This is a genomic window from Pseudomonas sp. FP453, assembly GCF_030687495.1.
Classification (GTDB): Bacteria; Pseudomonadota; Gammaproteobacteria; order Pseudomonadales; family Pseudomonadaceae; genus Aquipseudomonas.
The window spans coordinates 2,862,991-2,881,937 of sequence record NZ_CP117435.1 but is presented as its reverse complement, the minus strand read 5'-3'; the positions used below and the strand labels follow the sequence as shown (position 1 = coordinate 2,881,937).

The 18,947-nt window shown below is 60.5% G+C and carries 13 protein-coding genes; 8 read left to right on the top strand and 5 right to left on the bottom strand.

The window, feature by feature from the left end; translation table 11 throughout:
• The first annotated feature begins 115 nt into the window (after nt 1-115).
• Nucleotides 116-1,024, top strand: coding sequence for a LysR substrate-binding domain-containing protein (locus PSH87_RS12840; protein WP_017739398.1), 909 nt, complete (start codon nt 116-118; stop codon nt 1,022-1,024).
• Nucleotides 1,021-1,377 (top strand): MmcQ/YjbR family DNA-binding protein, encoded by a 357-nt coding sequence (locus PSH87_RS12835; protein WP_305433950.1) that lies wholly within the window; start codon nt 1,021-1,023, stop codon nt 1,375-1,377. The genes PSH87_RS12840 and PSH87_RS12835 overlap by 4 nt, the downstream gene beginning before the upstream one ends.
• On the opposite strand, the gene PSH87_RS12830 is transcribed toward PSH87_RS12835, so the two are convergent.
• Both PSH87_RS12830 and PSH87_RS12825 read right to left on the bottom strand, forming a co-directional pair.
• On the bottom strand, nt 1,366-1,749 hold the full coding sequence (locus tag PSH87_RS12830) for a DUF1294 domain-containing protein (RefSeq protein WP_305433948.1): 384 nt from the start codon (nt 1,747-1,749) through the stop codon (nt 1,366-1,368). The genes PSH87_RS12835 and PSH87_RS12830 overlap by 12 nt on opposite strands.
• Nucleotides 1,746-2,576, bottom strand: coding sequence for an undecaprenyl-diphosphate phosphatase (locus PSH87_RS12825; protein ID WP_017739401.1), 831 nt, complete (start codon nt 2,574-2,576; stop codon nt 1,746-1,748). The genes PSH87_RS12830 and PSH87_RS12825 overlap by 4 nt, the downstream gene beginning before the upstream one ends.
• 196 nt (nt 2,577-2,772) lie before the next feature.
• Here PSH87_RS12825 and PSH87_RS12820 point away from each other — a divergent pair, with 196 nt between their 5' ends.
• The 3 genes from PSH87_RS12820 (at nt 2,773) to PSH87_RS12810 (ending at nt 5,685) form a co-directional block, all read left to right on the top strand.
• A complete protein-coding gene (locus PSH87_RS12820; protein WP_305433947.1) occupies nt 2,773-4,407 on the top strand; it encodes a methyl-accepting chemotaxis protein in 1,635 nt (544 codons plus the stop codon).
• 193 nt (nt 4,408-4,600) lie between these two features.
• On the top strand, nt 4,601-5,164 hold the full coding sequence (gene pnuC / locus PSH87_RS12815) for a nicotinamide riboside transporter PnuC (protein WP_305433945.1): 564 nt from the start codon (nt 4,601-4,603) through the stop codon (nt 5,162-5,164).
• Nucleotides 5,161-5,685, top strand: a complete 525-nt coding sequence (locus tag PSH87_RS12810) for an AAA family ATPase (RefSeq protein ID WP_305434304.1) — start codon at nt 5,161-5,163, stop codon at nt 5,683-5,685. The genes pnuC and PSH87_RS12810 overlap by 4 nt, the downstream gene beginning before the upstream one ends.
• Nucleotides 5,686-5,794: 109 nt before the next feature.
• On the opposite strand, the gene ggt is transcribed toward PSH87_RS12810, so the two are convergent.
• The gene (ggt, locus tag PSH87_RS12805; RefSeq protein WP_305433944.1) at nt 5,795-7,519 is read right to left on the bottom strand and encodes a gamma-glutamyltransferase; all 1,725 of its coding nucleotides are present in this window, start codon (nt 7,517-7,519) and stop codon (nt 5,795-5,797) included.
• Nucleotides 7,520-7,775: 256 nt separating this feature from the next.
• Between ggt and PSH87_RS12800 the strand changes: the two genes are divergently transcribed.
• Nucleotides 7,776-8,462 (top strand): M10 family metallopeptidase C-terminal domain-containing protein, encoded by a 687-nt coding sequence (locus PSH87_RS12800; RefSeq protein ID WP_305433942.1) that lies wholly within the window; start codon nt 7,776-7,778, stop codon nt 8,460-8,462.
• Nucleotides 8,463-8,601: 139 nt separating this feature from the next.
• Nucleotides 8,602-9,747 carry a MalY/PatB family protein gene (locus PSH87_RS12795; RefSeq protein WP_017739407.1) on the top strand — a complete coding sequence of 382 codons (1,146 nt, stop codon included), beginning with the start codon at nt 8,602-8,604 and terminating at the stop codon, nt 9,745-9,747.
• A gap of 61 nt (nt 9,748-9,808) precedes the next feature.
• On the opposite strand, the gene PSH87_RS12790 is transcribed toward PSH87_RS12795, so the two are convergent.
• Together PSH87_RS12790 and PSH87_RS12785 are read right to left on the bottom strand one after the other, a co-directional pair.
• Complete coding sequence (locus tag PSH87_RS12790) at nt 9,809-10,474, bottom strand: hypothetical protein (RefSeq protein ID WP_305433940.1); 666 nt, start codon at nt 10,472-10,474, stop codon at nt 9,809-9,811.
• Nucleotides 10,474-14,256 carry a hypothetical protein gene (locus tag PSH87_RS12785; protein ID WP_305433938.1) on the bottom strand — a complete coding sequence of 1,261 codons (3,783 nt, stop codon included), beginning with the start codon at nt 14,254-14,256 and terminating at the stop codon, nt 10,474-10,476. Before PSH87_RS12785 ends, PSH87_RS12790 begins: the two co-directional genes overlap by 1 nt.
• A gap of 279 nt (nt 14,257-14,535) precedes the next feature.
• Between PSH87_RS12785 and PSH87_RS12780 the strand changes: the two genes are divergently transcribed.
• Nucleotides 14,536-18,939 (top strand): dermonecrotic toxin domain-containing protein, encoded by a 4,404-nt coding sequence (locus PSH87_RS12780; RefSeq protein WP_305433937.1) that lies wholly within the window; start codon nt 14,536-14,538, stop codon nt 18,937-18,939.
• The last annotated feature ends 8 nt before the right edge of the window (nt 18,940-18,947 follow it).

Sequence of the window (18,947 nt, the reverse complement as noted above, 5' to 3'; positions counted from 1 at the left end):
CCGAGTAGGATCGTCAGTGGCGATCAGATGGTGGTGATGCTACGCATGAAACCAATAGCCGATAAGCCAGCTGAAATGCGATAGTTTGTCCCACTGACAGGACAATAGGCCGACCATGCAAGACCTCAACGACCTCTACTATTTCGCCAAAGTCGTCGAAGCCGGCGGTTTCGCGGCCGCTGGCCGGCTGCTGGGCATCCCCAAGTCACGGCTGTCACGGCGCATTGCCGAGCTGGAAGACCGCCTCGGTGCCCGCTTGCTGCAACGCACCACGCGGCAATTGACCCTCACCGCCGTCGGCGAACGCTACCTGCGCCACTGCCAGGCCATGCTGCTGGAGGCCGAGATGGCCGACGAGGCCGTGGCCAGCATGTCCAGCGAAGCCCGTGGACGGCTGCGGGTCAGTTGCCCGGTGGGCATGGCCCAGCACATCCTGCCGGAACTGGTGGCCGGGTTTCTCGCCGCCCATCCCCATGTGCAACTGGAAATGACCCTGGTCAACCGCCGCGTCGACCTGGTGGCCGAAGGCATCGACGTGGCCCTGCGCGTGCGAGAGTTGGGGGATGAAGATCCGCTGCTGGTGACCAAACGCCTGCGCCAGGCCCAGACGGTGCTGGTGGCCAGCCCGGCGTTTATGCACGGCAAGCAGATCCACAGCCTCGACGACCTCAAGCAACTGCCCATGCTCGGCGCGCTGGAGCCGGACCGCATGGTCCACCAACGCATCCTCGACCCCGAGGGCAACCCCCACGAACTGGTGATGGAGGCGCGCCTGGGCATCGACGACTTCATCGTGCGCAAGGCCAGCGCAATCATGGGCCTGGGCTTTACGGTACTGCCGATGATGTATTGCGAAGAGGAACTGGCCAGCGGCCGCCTGGTGCAACTGCTGCCACAATGGTCGTTGCCGGGCGGTTGGCTGCAAGCCGTATACCCCCATCGGCGTGGCGTATTGCCGGCCATCCGGGCCTGGATCGACTATCTGGAAGAAGGCTTCAAGGGTTGCGGAGACCGTCTGCTATGAAGATCACCGAAGAACAAGTCGCGCGTTTCTGCCTGAGCCTGCCCGGCGCGCGCGAGGACTACAAATGGGGCGGCGTACGCGTATTTTCGATTGCCGGCAACAAGATGTTCGCCCTGCAAAACCTGCGCGGTGAGTCGCTGGCGTTCAAGGTCGACAAGGACCTGTTCCTCGGCCACGTCGACCGCCCCGGCATCCACCCGGCGCCGTACCTGGCGCGTGCGCAGTGGATCATCATGAACACGCCCTACCCGCTGGGCGCCGAGGAACTGCGTGGCTTGTTGCAGCGCTCCCACCAACTGGTGGTGAGCAAACTGCCCAAGCGCACGCAGATCGGCTTGCTGCTAGAGGATTGACAGCAAGGTGCCGCCGAGGAACAGCTGGTCCAGCCAGAACACCTGATGCAGCAGCACAATCGCCCAGAACAGCACCTGATAAGACACCTTGCGCGTCTTGTGCCGGAACACTTGCTGCGCAATCAACGCCCCCGGCCAACCGCCTGCCAGCTCGACGGCGTGCAGGATGTTTTCCGGGGTGCGCCGGCCTTCGGTCTGCGCCTGGCGCTTGTCGCGCCAGTACAAAAAGAACGCCAACACGCTGACCACGCCGTACGCCGCCAGCGGCAGCACGGTCTCGCCGCGATGCCACAGCAACACCGAGCCCAGCAGCGGCGCGGCGCACAACAGCAGAAAAACCGCGGCCTTCAGGCGCGGGTGCTGGATGTTCATGGCTTGACCGCCGACCAGTCGATCCAGCCGAACTGCCAGGTCGCCAGGATCACCAGGCCAAACGCGATGCGGTACCAGGCAAACGCTGCGTAGCTGTGGCTGGCGATGAACTTGAGCAAGGCCTTGACCGCAATCATCGCGAAGATGAACGAAGTCACAAAGCCGATGGCAAACACCGGCAGGTCGGCGGGCTGGAACAGGTCGCGGTATTTGTAGCCCGAGTACAGCGCCGCACCGACCATGGTCGGCATGGCCAGGAAGAACGAGAACTCGGTGGCGGTCTTGCGTGACAGGCCAAACAACAGGCCGCCGATAATCGTCGCGCCGGAACGGGAAGTGCCCGGGATCATCGCCAGGCACTGGGCCAGGCCGACCTTGAGCGCGTCTTTCCAGGTGATGTCATCGACCGTCTCGGCGTGCACCGCATGTTGCCGCCGCTCCGCCCACAACATGATCACGCCACCCACCACCAACGCGGCCGCCACGGTGATCGGGTTGAACAGATAGTGTTTGATCAGGTCGGCAAAAATCACCCCCAGCACCACCGCCGGCAACACCGCGATGATCAGGTTCACCGTGAAACGCTGGGCCTTGCGCTGCGTCGGCAGGCCGATGACCACGTCGAGGATCTTGCGCCGGAACTCCCAGACCACGGCAAGAATTGCGCCCAGTTGAATAATGATGTTGAACGCTTCAAAACGCTCGCCGCCGAAGCCGATCAGGTCGGCGACAATAATCTGGTGACCGGTGCTGGAAATCGGCAGGAACTCCGTCAACCCCTCCACTACGCCAAGAATCAATGCCTGTATGGCGGTCCAAAAATCCATGCATCCCCCAAAAGGTCCTGCGCGGGGCAGGCCTCGATAGTCTTTTTTAAGTGGTTCACTGACGCCGGGTGTATAAAAAACCCGTGAAAAATCAGGCAGTACTCAGGTTTTCCGATTACAGGCCGAAAGCCTATCAGACAAGGCGTAAAAGTCGATGCAGCGCCCACAATTATAAAAAGCACGGAGTGACAGGACGATGAACAGTTTGCGCAGCATGTCGATCAGCCGCCGGCTCTGGCTGATCCTGATAGTCGCCGTGTTGATGTTGTTGACCTTGGGCCTGTTGATGCTCAAGCAGATCCATGGCGACCTCTACCAGGCCAAGCGCCAGCAGACCCAACACGTGGTGCAGACCGCCAGCGGTGTGCTGGCCTACTACCAGAACCTCGAGAAAACCGGCGCCCTCACCCGCGACGCCGCGCAGAAGCAGGCCTTGAGCGTGGTGCGTGGCCTGCGCTACGACCATGACGACTACTTCTGGATCAACGACCTCACGCCGGTGATGATCATGCACCCGGCCAACCCCAAGCTGGACGGCCAGAACCTCTCGGCCATCCGCGACCCGGATGGCTTTGCGGTGTTCAACGAATTTGTGATCCTGGCCAAGGCCAAGGGCGCCGGCATCGTCAACTACCGTTGGCCAAAGCCGGGGGCAGATGCGCCCGTGGCGAAAACCTCCTACATCCAACTGTTCGAACCCTGGGGCTGGATCATCGGCTCCGGCGTGTATGTGGATGATGTGCAGGCCGAGTTCACCGGCCAGGTGTGGAAAGCCTCGGTGATCGGCCTGATCATTGCGGTGGTGATGGCCTTGCTGGTGGCGCTGATCGCCCGCAGCATCGTGCGCCCGTTGCAAGCGGCGGTGAACGCCATGGGCAACATCGCCAGCGGCGAAAGCGACCTGACCCGCAGCCTCGACACCCACGGCCACGACGAAGTGACCCAGCTGTCGCACCACTTCAACAGCTTCACCGCCAAGTTGCGCCAGGTGGTCAGCCAGTTGCAGGTGTGCGCCAACGCCCTGGGCCAGTCATCCACCGAGCTGGGCAACAACGCCACCCAGGCCCATGACCGCAGCCAGCAGCAGTCCCAACAGATGGAACTGGTGGCCACGGCGATCAACGAGGTCACCTACGGCGTGCAGGACGTGGCCAAGAACGCCGAACACGCCGCCAGTGAAATGCGCGACGCCCAGGCCCAGGCGCAGCAAGGCCAGGTCAACATCGACGGCAGCTTGCAGCAGATCGACCAACTCTCCGGCACTATCAGCCAGGCGGTCGAGGTGATGCGCACACTGTCCGCGGAAAGCACCCAGATCGGCAGCGTGCTCGAAGTGATCCGCTCCATCGCCGACCAGACCAACCTGCTGGCCCTCAACGCCGCCATCGAAGCCGCCCGTGCCGGTGAACAAGGCCGTGGGTTTGCCGTGGTGGCCGATGAAGTGCGATTGCTGGCCCAGCGCACACAAAAATCCACCGCCGAGATCCAGGGCATGATCGAGCGCCTGCAAGGGCACTCGGAAGCGGCGGTCAAAGTGATCAGCGACAGCCACAGCGCCTCGCAGCTGACCATCGAACAAGCCGGCCAGGCCGGCGCCAGCCTCACGGCCATCGGCCAGGCGTTGCGTAATCTCAATGGCTTGAATGCGTCGATTGCCAGCGCCACGCTGCAACAGGCCCATGTGGTGGAAGACATCAACCAGAACGTCACCCAGGCGGCGGGGTTGTCCCACAGCACGGCGTTGGCGGCGCAGCAGTCGAGTGTGGCCAGTACCCACTTGCGCACGCTGAGCGAACAACTCAACGACCTGCTCCGCCAATTCAAGGTCTAACACTGCTTCAAGTGTGGGAGCTGGCTTGCCTGCGATGCAGGCACCTCGGTCTTTCAGCCAGACCAGGGTGATGCCATCGCAGGCAAGCCAGCTCCCACATAAGAGCAGGTCCCACAGACAGTGCTCAGTGTTTTGTAGATTGCACGCCTCTGGTTACAATCCCCGCCCTCTCCCACTCCTCCAAGGAACCGCCATGTCCGGGCTTGAACTGTTCGCCGCCGCCCTGGGGGTGATCGCTGTCTGGCTGACGGTCAAACAAAACCCTTGGTGCTGGCCCATCGGCCTGATCATGGTGCTGCTCTACACCTGGGTGTTCTACGACGTCAAACTCTATTCCGACATGCTCCTGCAAGTGGTCTACGCCGTGTTGCAGCTGTACGGCTGGTGGCAGTGGACCCGCGCCGGCGAGGTCAAGCAAGGCCGTCAGGTCACGAGCCTGGGGGTGCCGGCCATCATCGCCAGCCTTGGCGTAGGCGCCGTGGGCAGCCTGCTGCTGGGCGCCGCCATGGCCCACTGGACCGACGCCGCACAACCCTGGCTCGACGCCGCCCTCACCGGCTTCAGCCTGGTGGCGCAACTGTGGATGGCACAAAAACGCGTGCAATGCTGGCCGCTGTGGATAGCCGTGGATGTGATCTTCGTCGGCCTGTTCCTCTATAAAGGCCTCTACCTCACCGCCGCCCTCTACGCCTTGTTCACCGTGATCGCCGTACAAGGCTGGCGTGAATGGCGCGCCGACCCGGCGTTGCAATCATGAAGGTGGTGGTACTGGCCGGTCCCGAATCCAGCGGTAAAAGCTGGCTCGCCGCTGAATTGCACGCGCATTTCGGCGGACTGATGGTCGGCGAATACGTGCGTCACTTCATCGACCACCATCAACGCGACACCACCCTGGCCGACATCCCGGCCATCGCCGACGGCCAATTGGCCTGGGAAGATGCCGCCCGCGCGCAACAGCCGCGCCTGCTGATCCTCGATACGCATTTGCTCACCAACAAGCTCTGGAGCCAGGTCCTGTTCGGCGACTACCCGGCATGGCTCGACAGCGAACTGCTGGCCCGTCACTACGACCTGCACTTGCTGCTGTCACCGGAGGATGTGGAGTGGACCGCGGATGGGCAGCGTTGCCAGCCGCAATTGGCGGATCGCCAGGCGTTTTTCCAGGGTAGCCTGGAGTGGATGCGGGCGCATCGACAGCCTGTGCGGGTGATTCGCGGGGATTGGGAAGAACGCCGGCGGGCGGCGTTTTCAGCAGTCGAACACCTACTCCAGCCATAACACGGAGCTTCAATGTGGGAGCGGGCTTGCCCGCGATTGCGGAGGTCCAGTGAATACATCTGTGGCTGACACACCGCCATCGCGGGCAAGCCCGCTCCCACAGGTTTTTTTAGTAGCCCAGTGACAGGCCGGTGTTACGACGCGGATCATTCGCCCCGTAGAAGCGATTGTTCCCCACCGGTTTGCCCCCCAGCGACGGCGCACCCACGAGAATCGCCGCCAAGTGGTTGGCATCCTGCGGCCCGGCAAACTTATGGCCCCAGCTTTCGAGGATCTTCTGCGTATCCGGGCTCACCGCAAAGGTCTCAAGGTTGGTGGTTTCCGGCATCCACTGCTGGTGGAAGCGCGGCGCGTCGACAGCTTCCTGGATGTTCATCTTGTAGTCGATGACGTTCAGGATCGTCAGCAACGTCGCGGTAATGATGCGACTGCCACCCGGCGTGCCCACCACCATCACCGCCTTGCCATCCTTGGTCACGATGGTCGGGCTCATCGACGACAGCGGCGCCTTGCCCGGAGCAATGGCGTTGGCTTCACCCTGCACCAGCCCGTACATGTTCGGCACGCCGACCTTGACGGTGAAGTCGTCCATTTCATCGTTGAGGATCACCCCGGTCTTGCTCGCCATCACGCCCGCACCGAACCAGTCGTTGAGGGTGTAGGTGACCGAGACCGCGTTGCCCCACTTGTCGACGATGGAATAGTGGGTGGTGTTGTTGCCTTCATGGGGCGAGACGCCCGGCTTGATCGCCTGGGAATCCCCGGCCTTTTGCGGTTCGATGGCGGCGCGCAGCTTGGCGGCGTAGTCCTTGTCCAGCAGGTGGGCGATGGGGTTCTTCACGAAATCCGGGTCGCCAAGGTAGCTGTTGCGGTCCACGTAGGCGTGGCGCATGGCTTCGATCTGGTAGTGCAGGCCCTGGGCCGAGTGATAGCCAAGGTCGGCCATCGGGTAGCCTTCGAGGATGTTCATGATCTGGCAGATCACCACGCCACCGGAGCTCGGCGGCGGTGCCGAGACCACGTGGTAGCCACGGTAGTCGCACTCGATGGGCGCCAGTTCGCGGGTCTTGTACTTGTCCAGGTCGGCCTGGGTGATGATGCCTTTGCCCGCCTGGCTGGAGTCCACCAGCGCCTTGGCTACCCAGCCTTTATAGAAACCGTCGCTGCCCTTGGCCGAGATTTCCTTGAGGGTCTTGGCCAGGTCTTTCTGCACCAACTTCTGGCCGACCTGCATCGGCTGGCCGTTGTGCAGGAAGATCCCGCGCAGGTCTTTATCTTTTTGAAACTCGCCGGTGGCGGTGTGCAACAGATCGATATCGCCCTGCTCCAGGGCAAAGCCGTTTTCCGCGAGCTTGATCGCCGGGGCAATCACCTGGGCGCGCTTGAGGGTGCCGTACTTGCTCAGGGCCAGTTCCATGCCCGAAACGGTGCCCGGCACGCCGACGGCCAGGTGGCCCTTGGCGCTGAGGCCTTCGATGACGTTGCCGTCTTTATCCAGGTACATATTGGCCGTAGCGGCCAGCGGGGCTTTTTCGCGGAAGTCGAGGAAGGTCTTGCGCCCGTCCGCCAGTTGCACGGTCATGAAACCGCCGCCGCCGAGGTTGCCTGCTGCCGGGTACACCACCGCCAATGCGTAACCCACGGCCACGGCCGCGTCCACTGCGTTGCCGCCGGCCTTGAGCACATCCACGCCCACATGGGTGGCCAAATGCTGGGCGGTGACCACCATGCCATTTTCGCCCGCCACTGGGGCTTGCGACGCGGCTTGCACACCGCTGACCGTCAACACCAGCGCAGTGGCGATCAGGGTACGGCTGAAGGGTTGGTATTTCATCCATGGCTACTCTGGTTATTGAGATGCACCAAAATAGCCCGCCGTAGCTTTAATCCCCAGTGCAATGGCGTTTTTATTACAGAACCTGTCGGTCACAGACACCCCGAATGGGGAGCGTTGGCTTGCCGGAAAATACCTACCCCCGATTGCGTGCAATGCCCAAGCCCCGATGCCTGGGAAGCCGCAATAGCGATGGAACGTTTCCGAGCACTGCGCCAATAGCAAGATATCCAATCAACCGAGAGAGGTATCTGCCATGAGTCATTACGGAATAAGCAACCAAAGTCGCCCGACCGCGACCTCACATATACCCACCGTCAATATTGCCGATGTCTGGGACTTGACGCCGACGCCGACGCCGACGCCGCCTCCGACCAATAGTCCCGCCCCTTCCGATCCGCCCGCCGATAACAGGATGCACATCGCCTTTGGCGGCCGCGTCATTACATTGAAAGAAACCATTCTCAATCAGCAGCCCTTGGGGGAAGGTCAAAGTGCTCGCCCCAACAAACTGGTGCACAGCGAAGTTGAAGGGCAGAAGCACCTGGTGGGGCAAAAAGGTGCAAACAATGTGATCCTCGGGCTTTCCGGCCAACAATATATGTACAGCGGCACCACCGAAGCCGAAGGCGGCAAGAGCATTTTCGGCTTCAGCAGCGCGGCGGATTCTTCACCCGACAATCCCGACTCAATCAACAATTTCGTGGTCGGCAAAGACAAGATTGATGTGTCCAATTTGACGCCCGCCGGTAAGTCCAAACTGGACTTCGTCCAGGAGTTTTCCGGCCAGCCGGGACAGGCAATGATCATTCACCGGCCAGGCGAGATGTCGCCACACCTGGGGACCAGCTATTTGCTGGTCGATACCGATGGCGATGGAAATGCAGACTTCAAACTTAAAATCCAACACGCCAGAATCACAGAGGCCGACGTCACCAGTTGACCCATCGGGCATGGGTTACCTTTGGGTCGGTGGCACACCGCTGCGCCCGGATCTTGCCGTCAATCAATAAGCTGTGGCCTATAAAAATAATGACGCTAGAATCAGCCCCATTCTAGCGCCCCCAGCCACGAGCCCCCCCATGAGCTTTGATTTCGACACGATCCACCCCCGCCTCGGCACCGGCAGTACCAAATGGAACCGTTACCCGGCCGACGTCCTGCCAATGTGGATCGCCGACATGGACATCGCCGCCCCGCCCGCCGTGTTGCAGGCCCTGCGCGAGCGCCTCGACCAGCAGATCCTCGGCTACAGCGTGGCCGGCCCGGATGTGCGTGAAGCCATCGTCGCCGACCTGTGGGCCAAGTATGCCTGGCGCGTGCAGCCCGAAGACCTGCTGTTCCTGCCGGGCGTCGAGCCGGGTTTCAATATGGCCCTGCATGCCTTTGTGCAACCGGGCCAGCCAGTGGTGCTGCAAACCCCCAACTACCGGCCGATCCGCCTGGCGCCGGGGCATTGGAACCTGCCGAAAATCGAAGTGCCGTTTGAACTGAAAAACGGCGAATACCTGACCCCGCTGCCCGCACTGCGCGACGCCCTGGCCGGCGCTGGCGCGCTGCTGCTGAGCAACCCGCACAACCCGATGGGCAAGGTATTCCCCCGCGAAGAATTGCTGGCCGTGGCCAACGCCTGCCTGGAGCAGGGCGCGTTGATCATCAGCGACGAAATCCACGCCGAGCTATGCTTCGACGGCCGCCGCCACATCCCTACCGCCAGCCTCAGCCCGCAAATCGCCGAGCGCACCATCACGCTGATGTCGGCGAGCAAGGCCTATAACGTTGCCGGCTTGAAGACCTGCTTTGCCGTGATCCAGAACGTCGAGATCCGCGAGCGCTTCAACAACGCCCGTTGCGGCATGGTCGACAGCGTCAGCCCCCTTGGCCTGGAAGCCACCCGCGCCGCCTACAGCCAGTGCGGCGAATGGCTGGAAGCGCTGAAGCAGTATCTGCAAGCCAACCGCGACTACCTGCTCGATGCCGTGCAAACCCGCTTGCCCGGCGTGGTCATGCACGCGCCCCAAGGCACCTTCCTCGCCTGGCTGGATTGCACTGCCCTGGGCCTGGAAAACCCGCAACAGTTCTTCCTCGAACAGGCCAAGGTCGGATTGAGCGCCGGGATCGAGTTCGGCGATGACAGCCAGCAATTCGTGCGCCTGAATTTCGGTTGCCCGCGGGCCATGCTGGAGGAAGGCCTGCAACGCATCGAGCGCAGCTTGAAAGCCCGCTGAAACAGACTGGCACCCACCCATTGCCAGCCCGTCGATGGCATTGCCTCACCCTTGGCATTACTTAAGCCAAGGGTTTATCGGCTTGAACCTTCAGACTGCTCACCTTCGGTACACGAATGGATGAATCCGCCTGGAATGGGGCGGTGATCGTCATCATCACGCCGTCGTTGGTGATGAATTTAGGTCGTGCCTTTTCACCCCCCGCCTCGTCGGAAAAAGCATTTTGGAAAGTCAGCTTACGCTCCTCTCCAGGCTTATCACCCTTCAGGTTTACGGTTAATTCACCCGAGGGTGAAACGCTCCAACCCGAGACTTGAGAGGCGCTGTAATCCAGCCGGACAACACTGTCATTCGGGTCTTTGATGACCACTTCCTTATCGCCCTTGTTAATATAATAAGTATTGGAACCGCCCTCTCCGACAACCGTAGCGCCACCATTGACTATAACGACATTGTTACCCTGACCGGTCAGAACCACATCCTTCTTACCATTTAGAGTAAATGTATTACTCTGTTCATCGCCCACGATATAACTCTTTCCATCCTCAACCGTGATGGCGTTGGAAAATGAGTGAAACCGCGCAATGGGCGTGGCACCGTCTGCTTGCGGGTCTTCAGCACTTACTGCAATAGTTCCCGTCTTGAAGTTAATGACATGCCCGGAATAACGATAACTTCTCGTCACATTACGTTCAGTATGGTCGGTATTCAGTTCACCATTGAACATCAGCGTATTGCTGCCACCTTCCCCCCAGAGTTCGGTTGAACGTTTGCCGAACCCAGCCGTTCTGTCATCCCAGACCTCTCCGACTCTTCCTTCACTTGCTGGAGTGTCTGTCGGGCATCAGCACCGAAGATGAACGTATCGTCGGCATCACCACCGCTGATCAATTTCTTGCCCCCGCCCATCAAGAAATAGTTGGGCTTCGTCTGCGCGCCCTTCACCCCGTCATCACCGTCGCCGATGTCCCATAGCGTGGCTTTGTTTGGCCCTGGCTCTCCTTCCACGGCGTAACGCTTGCCCGCCCATGATTGTTCAGGGGCTCTAATATTGTCGTTGCCATGGTGCTGATCAACGACCGTCTCGTAGCCAGGCATTCCGTCAGTGATGGCATTCACTACGCCGTGACCCGGAATGAACGCAAAAAAAGTCGGGTAAGGCACCCTTACCGATTTTGATTTGACGTCTACATCCAACGAACCATAGACAACCCGTTCAAACAACTCTTTCCCCCCCCCTTCCAAAAACTTCTTGTGCTTGGCCTCTTGAGTGGTCTCATAGGCCTTGCGGTACTTAACCTCCAGATACGGTTTTAATATCTTAAATGGTATTTGGAGGCCCAGGAACGAACCCAACCCAACCGTAAACTTTTGCCCCCCTGTCAACGGCGTTAGTTCATCAATGTCCTCCACGACACGTACAGCCGAATAAACCGCCTGGGCCACCATCAGCACGGCTGCCACAACGAGCCCCGCAGGGCCGGCAGAACTGGCTCCCGCCATGAATGCCGCGGTCAATGCGATAGACGTTGCGGCGCTAGCCACGGAAAATGCACCGTTGACGTAATGGTCTTGAGCGTCTTTACCCGTACTATTGGCAGCCTTGTTAAACGAGTCCACAGCGTTGTAGATATCAAACGGCACACTGAATATCGCCCCGACACCTCCAGCGGCTTTACCCAGCAACTTGCCGATGGTGCTTGCCTGGAACCCCAGGATGGGCGCCGACACTTTATTGATCGTATGTTTCGCAAGCTTGTTAATGCCGGCTTCCGCCGACATACCCACGTAGTCCGACGCCACGGCGCCCAAACCGATGGCCCCCGCCGTCGTATCCCCGCGTTGAAGCGCATCGATGGACGCGCGCAGCCCCTGGGACGTGCTGAACGCCTGGAACCCAAGCCCCGCGGTTTGAGTCTTCCCGCCAGGGTTGCCCGATTTTGGCGGGGAGAAAAAGTCGGCAGGCGGTGGTTTACCGCTGCGCTCCAATTCACGTATGGCAGCAGCCTGCCGCGACGTGGCATCGACATGTTTTTGCAGCTGCTCAGGTATAAGGCCACCATCCTTGCGGGTAAACACAGCTGTCGTGTCAGGCTTGCGCCTGGCCGCTACTTCACTGACAACACGCGATGCGCTCGCACCGATCTCAGGCGGTTGTCCTTCCACATAAGCCAAAAAGCGCACGTAGTCGATTTCCACGTCTGCGCTGATATGACCCTGTGCATCCGTGGTCAACGCGCTCTCAATCGGCTTGCCCTGAGCATGGACCCCCATTTTGTAGAGATCGACCCGACTGACGTCCACCTCCCCGACTCGAATCGGCGGGAGACTGCTGTCAAGGGCTTGCAGACGTTTTATTTCAGACGCTTCAATGGCCCTTACTGTAGAGGGCGATGTGCTCGGCGCATCCGGCAGCGGCGTGTTCGGCGTCTCCGGTGGCGTGGGCGGCAACGGATTGCTGGGGGACCCGGTACTGGTGGACGGCGAGGCCGTTGTGGCTGGAGAGAACAGACGCTTGAGTGAGGCATCGGTGGTGCTGTCGAGCGTTCCATCGTAGAGGCGTGCGGTGAAAGACTCCTCCATAAAGTCCCCAGCGCTTCGGGTCGCGCGTGGGCTTACTTTGTCGCCACCATCGCGAAAGGTCTCTTTGTTATTGACGACCTCCAAAAACCCTGTGGAGTCCGCTTTGTAATAACCGAGCATCCCCAGCTTGCCCGCAACCAGTGCCCCTTGCCTCTGTGCTTGAGCATCGCCTCCACGCGCTTGAGCCTGACCACCTATTCGATCGGCAACAGTGGTGTCATCTGCAGACGGCGTGGTAAAAAAATCATCCCCAATGACCAAGGCCGGCGGGGTGTCAAACAACAGCCGTGTTTCTGCTTGATCGCCTGGGTTGGCGATAATCACCCTGAGTTTATTGCCAACGGCCTGGGCGGTGGCCGGGTCGCTTTGCGAGAGTTTCTGCAATGCTTCTTTTACGGCATCGCCCACACGAGTTACCCGGCCGGGATCGCCCCCTCCATTGCTCTTTAGATCAACGGTCTTGCCCTCAATAGTGTCACTCTGAAAATGCTTCGGCTTACCGACCTTGTCCTCGACCAGAAGCACCCTATCGCGCTCCATACGCTCAAAGACATAGGGATACTCCGCGGGCGCTGCCGCCTCATTGATAACCCTCTCCAAGCGCTGCCCAAGTGCCTGCATGGGTGGCACGAGGCTCGAGCCAGGGTGTGTGGCAATGAAGAGCTTGACTGAGTCCAGCGCGGCCATCGCGTCATGGTATTGCGGTACCCCGCGGCTGGTCTGCATTTTATCCAGCTTCTGCAGCACAAGATCGTAGTCCCCTACAGCGCCTTGCTCAGGGGTATAGGTTTTAAGGCGAGAATCATCTACCGTCGGTAACCGGACCCCCTTCAGCACATTGATATCGCTCAGCCCACCCAAGGGACGTTCGTACATGAACTTGATGTCGTTGGTGCTGCCGTTTATACCCGCAACATAGTCACGATTAAACACACTAATGAGGTATTGCTGATGACTCGGAAAACCTTTCAAAGGTTTAATGAACCCGTTCAACCCGGGATCGGTAAACACTTTTTTCATTACGTCTTCAAATAAAGCATTGGTCGTAGTTACATCACCAGTATCAATCTCCGTATAACTATGGTTGGGGTCCACAAAGTAATACTTTCGTTTCCCATCCGGGTCAACAATCACGCCAGCGGTCAGACGATGTTCATCACTGCTGATCAGGATCGTCTTAGAGGTTGGCGAATTGATAAGCTGGGGGGCGATGTCCGTATGAGTACCGAGCTTCACGGTGGCCGGATCATGGGAAAATCCAGGATATTTCAACCGGGCTTGCACCTCGGCGATTTTCATAAAGAACGCCTGGGAATCCGGCGTATCCGGGTTGGTAACGGCGTAGTAGATATTGCTCAGAAAAGTCTGTTGCTTACCCTCCGCCACCGCCAGAGACATCAGATGTGACAGCCCTGCACATTCCCCTCCCGCCAGCCGGTTCACCATGGACAGGTAATAGCTTTGCGACAAAGGCGTTACCTTTATGCCTCTGCCTGAGATGACTTTCGTGAACGTTCGCACATTGTTTTGAGAGCCGTTGATAACACGCTGCTCTGCCATGCGTTGCAAAGCCCCGGTTTGCTTCGCCGTTAGGTTTTGGTCCAGCGCTATCCGCATGAGCGCCGTGTCATTCATTGACGGGAAGTAACCAGGCAGCGCTACTGAATTGTGCGCGTTATAGCCTTGCATGAACTCACTGCGGGTGGATTCCAGTTTGGCCACGTTGACTTTCGCTAGAAATAGCGGGGGAACTTCGGCATCCGGAATACCGGCGGAGAGGGGGGGCTGAACCTGCCCCGAAACTTGCCGGGGCGTGCGACGAGCCGCTGGCGCATGCGCTTGTTCAGGAGTGTGTACGCCAGTGTCACCCACGGGCGAGGTGGAAAATACCGGCGACGGCACGCTAACAGAGGAAGATATTTGCATAAATGACCGCTCTGGCAGAGTTATGAAACCTATCGTCCCTGTAGCTGACAGTCCTGGTTCGGACCAACCTACCAAGCGCGCATTCAGGGCGACTATCGGACTTTTCCGCGCCGAGCCTCACCAGCCCGCTCAGTTAGAAAGCCCTTCCCCGCACACCGCCTCAGCACACGGCGCAAAGCTTACAAAACCGCTAAAACAGGCCGGAACCGCTCAACCGGTTTGCGAGACATACAGGGAACCCCTCTATTTTTCGCAAACCCTCGCGGAGTCAGTTATCCCATGTCGTTTCCGGTCCGCAACATCGCGCCACCTACGCAGTACGTCATCGAGTCCTATACCGGTGACGTGCCGGCCAACCTCCCCCGCTATACCCCCCATGACGATCCGAGGGCCGCGGCCGACCAGCAACTGGCGCACAGCATCGGCCCTGCGCCGTTCCACTACCCGTTGTCCGGCCCGGACTCGCTGTTCAACCTACCGCCGGATTCCACCCTGGGCGTGTGGCTGCACCAACTCGACAACGCCCTGCGCCACCCAGACTTCCAGCGCTGGATGAAAGACCACAACATTTCACCCTCGACGGTACGTTTCGACCCCGTCAACAACATCCTGCATGTGTTCATCGACAGCCAGCCCCGGCAGTTTTCTCTGACCGACGACTCCGGCTTCGCTGCCGTGGCAGGACCGTTGATCCAGGCCGTGCGAACACTGGGTTTTTGGCCACCGTCCAGCGGGCGGTTTCTCAACTACCCGCACAAGCCTTACAACACTGTGCATTTCTATGACGTGTTGCGCTTCTACGGGATCAACCCCTCCGCACCGCCAGACGGCCTCCAGGACTTGACCACGATCCCCCGCGATGACGCCTTGCGGGGAGATGCGGCCCTGGCCGAACAACAACGGCTCGTCGGCGACATCCACGACCGCCACACCCTGCTCGATCACCTCACGCGGCTGATGGCCAAGCTACCGACCCCGGCCGTGACGCCAGAGGTCCTCGCGCGCGACCTGAGGGCCCTGCAAGTCCGCGTTCACCCGGGGTCCACGTTTGCCCAGGCACACCCGGGCGCAACCAACGCCACGGTGAACGCCGCGCACTTCATCACCGCCTCCGGCGCGGCGCTGCCCAAAACCCTGGAAGCCTTGAAGGGCTTGATCGAGACGCTACGTGACAGCCCCCTGGAACAGGCCCGCGCGCAACGTGAAAAAAACCGCTACAGCCAGCTGATGCGCGCCACCCACGCCGCACTCCCCAGGGTGCGCGAAGAAGCCAAGAAATGGGCCGAGGCGATTATCTTCAAACTCACCGGCACCCACGTGGATGCCGACACGGTCTATCTCAATCGCTTCCAGGGCGGCGGCCATTCCGCCGACACCCTCAATGGCTGGGAGTGGACGATGCAAGAACCGTGGCGCTCGCAGAAGTTGCCGGATGCGCTGCTCAGCAACTTCAGCGAGGACGACTGGTTGCCAGGCAACATGGATGCATATTCCGGCCTGTACACCGTTGGCGCGGGGCAAAGCACCAAAGGCGGTTATGGCGCGCACAATCAATTCCCGCTGCTGGCGTCGGCGGTCATGCACCAGAGCTGGAAAACCGATTTCCAAGGCGTGTTCACCCGCCAGCAGGAAACGTTCTGGAGCAAGCACGGTGACGACTACCGCGCCACATTGAAAGGCGAGTTTGTCAGCCAGGCACGCCAACAACTCGACGCAGGCCAAGCGAGCTTCACCCGCGACGACTATCACCTGGTGATGAACGCCGTGGCCAACCTGCCGCAGGATGAAACGCAACCGCTGACCCTTGAACAACTGCAAGCCACCGCGCCGGTCAAGGGCGTTGTCAGGACCCATCTGCTTGATATCAACGGCCGCCCCTCCACCGACATCCTGCGATTCAGCGCAGCGGACCACACCACGCAGATCCTCTACATACCCGGGCATGTGCCGGCGTTGCTGCGGTTCAAGTCCATCGCCGAGCTGGATGAATGGGTGAAGGAACAAGGCAACGATCCCGACAAACGCAAGGCGCTGGCATCGCACTTTTCCCTGCGTGATCGCCAGGATGACGACGTGGGTTTCTGGAGCGACTTCGCCTCCCTCATCAGCGGCGACCGCCAGTCGCGCAAAGGCGTGGACAGCGCGCTCAAGTACCTGGGCAACGACTATTGGAGCCACCAGGAAGGTGTGGTCATCGACAGCGGCCGACTGCGGGTCGAGGGCGATGTATTCAACGTGCTCAAGGACAACACCCAACGACGCATGGCCAGCGATGCCGATGTCGCAATCAAGTCCAACAGCGAAGTCACCCGCGACACCTGGCTCAACGACCTGACGGCCGCGGCCGGGCTGATGGCCAAGTTTGCCGTGATCGGCGAGCCGCTTGTCGTCGGTACCGCCGTGGCCATCGGAGTGGCGCAGACCACACTGGGGACCGAAAAAGCCATTTCCGGCGACACCCAGGCAGAACGCCAACAAGGCACCTCGAGCGCCCTCGACGGTGCACTCAACAGCCTGTTCTCCCTGGGCGGCGGCATCGCCGAGGAAGAGGCGTTTGAAGCCCCCGTCACGCAACCGTTGCGCCGGGAAGTGTTCGCCGATGGCCGCCAGGCCCAGGTCATGGACCACCCCATCAGTGACAACGCCTACACCCTGCCCCGCAGCAACGGCTATGACGTGGTGGACGGCGACAAGGTCTATCGCTATCAAAACGCCAGGCCCGGTGAGTTGACCGAACTGGAATCGGGCCATAGCGCCGCGCCCCTTGAGGAGGTCGAGGCAGTTTGCCCGGCGCCCGCCACAGGTGGCCGCAACCGGCGCGGCGCGAACACCGAATGCTTCGCCAAACTCATCGCCGACCTGCCCGGCGACGCGGCGCAGCTTCAGGCACTAGAACATGTGCGGCTGTTTCCGTCCAAGGTCGGCCTGTTCAACAAGGCACGCCAGGTGGTCTACGAAAAACGCCTGTACAAGATGATCGATGGCGAAACCGGCCCGCAACTGATACCGGTGGCCAACACCGAACGCATCACCTACAAGAGCCGTATCCGCGGCACGCTGGTCAAGGAGCCGGGGTTTGGCTTCAACGCCGGCGAACCCGTGGGGCCGTTTGCGCAACAGACGCGCGTGGTCAAGCTGAACAAGATCAGCAACATCAGCGATGATCAGCGTCAGCTGCGAGGTGTGGTGGTGACACAGGGCACGCGGCAATACCTGGTGATCGAGGCCGATACTGCCGAGTTCTATTACGCGCCACTGGGTAAAGGAAACAGCACTGAGCTGAACTTCAAAAAATGCAGCACCCTCGACTTGCCCCTGGTGCAGGACTATCGCGCATTCATGAGCCTGTTCAAGGGCGCGCACAGCCTGGATGCAGATCTGGTGGCATTGCCCAGGCTCAAAGACGCCTACACCCAACTGGAAAACGCCGGCTATACCCAGGCCGACCTCGATCAATTGAAGCAAGCCTGCAAAGGTTTGACCGAGGAGCAACAGCGTGAAGTCGTCTACCAACTGCAACGCGCCAGTGCCATCCGTGCACCGGATATCGCCTTGCGCCCCAACAAGGTCACGCCCCTGGAAAAACCGCCGGGGTTCGCCAACTGGCCGGTCAAGCAGCAGAATCAGTTCTATGCCGAAAAAGCCAAGGCTGCAGTGGACCACGCCCTCACCGCCACCGGCCTTGGGCCGGGCAACCAGGTGCGTTCCGCCGCGGACCTGGCCAGAGCCGACGCGGCCCACATGACCCGCGAATGGTTGCTGCGCACCGCCGACCTGCGCGCGCCCAATGCGGGAGACCTGATCATCAAGACCGGCGCCGGCAACTGCGGCGAGATGGCCCTGCTGGCCCGGGACATCATCAGCAAAAGTGGCGGCAGGGCCTACGAATGGGGCGCCGGCGACGCCCATTCGTTCACCGTGGTTGGCGGCCCAAGTACGACGGTCAATGGCACGCTGGATTTCTCTGAAGCCATCTGGGCCGATGCCTGGATTGTCGACCCCTGGGCCGGCATCACCTGCCCCGCTGCCGACTATACGCAGCGGCTCAGATCCACCCTGGCAGAGTGGGACAAGGCTGGCTGGAGGATCCGCTCCGGCGCCAAACCCGATATGCGCCCACTGGACCCGGAGTGGGTGGACACCCTCGTCAACAAGCCGAAGCGGCCCTACGACTTGCCACGTCCACCGGCCACGACGGCCCCTCAGTCTGTCGCCATGGGCGAGTCAATGACCCTGAGCGAAGGCGATGCCCCCTTGATTACCCGAAGTCTCAGCGACTGCTCGGCCCTGGCAGTACTGACCGACTGGAACGGCAGCACCTATCAGACGCGGACACTGATGCACCTGACCGGCAGCAACCTGGAATTTGGTTTGTTGGATGGCAGCACCCGGCACGTGCTGGATAAGCTGCAAGACTCATTGAAAAACGGTGGGAAGGTGATCCTGGTGGGCGGTGTCGATACCCAGTCCACCCAAGGCATGGCCACGGTGATCGGGCAGACTTTTCACGGTCAACAGCCGCTGAAGGCGCTGCTTGAGGAACGCCCCGGCGTCTCGGTGAGCATTGCCGGTTCATCAGGGGTGCAGGTCAACGCCGATGGCACGTTCACCCTGGTCGAAGGCACCGGCAAAGGCGTATTCAGCCCGGAGATGATCAAGCAGATCTTTGAACGTATCGACTGATCACCGCC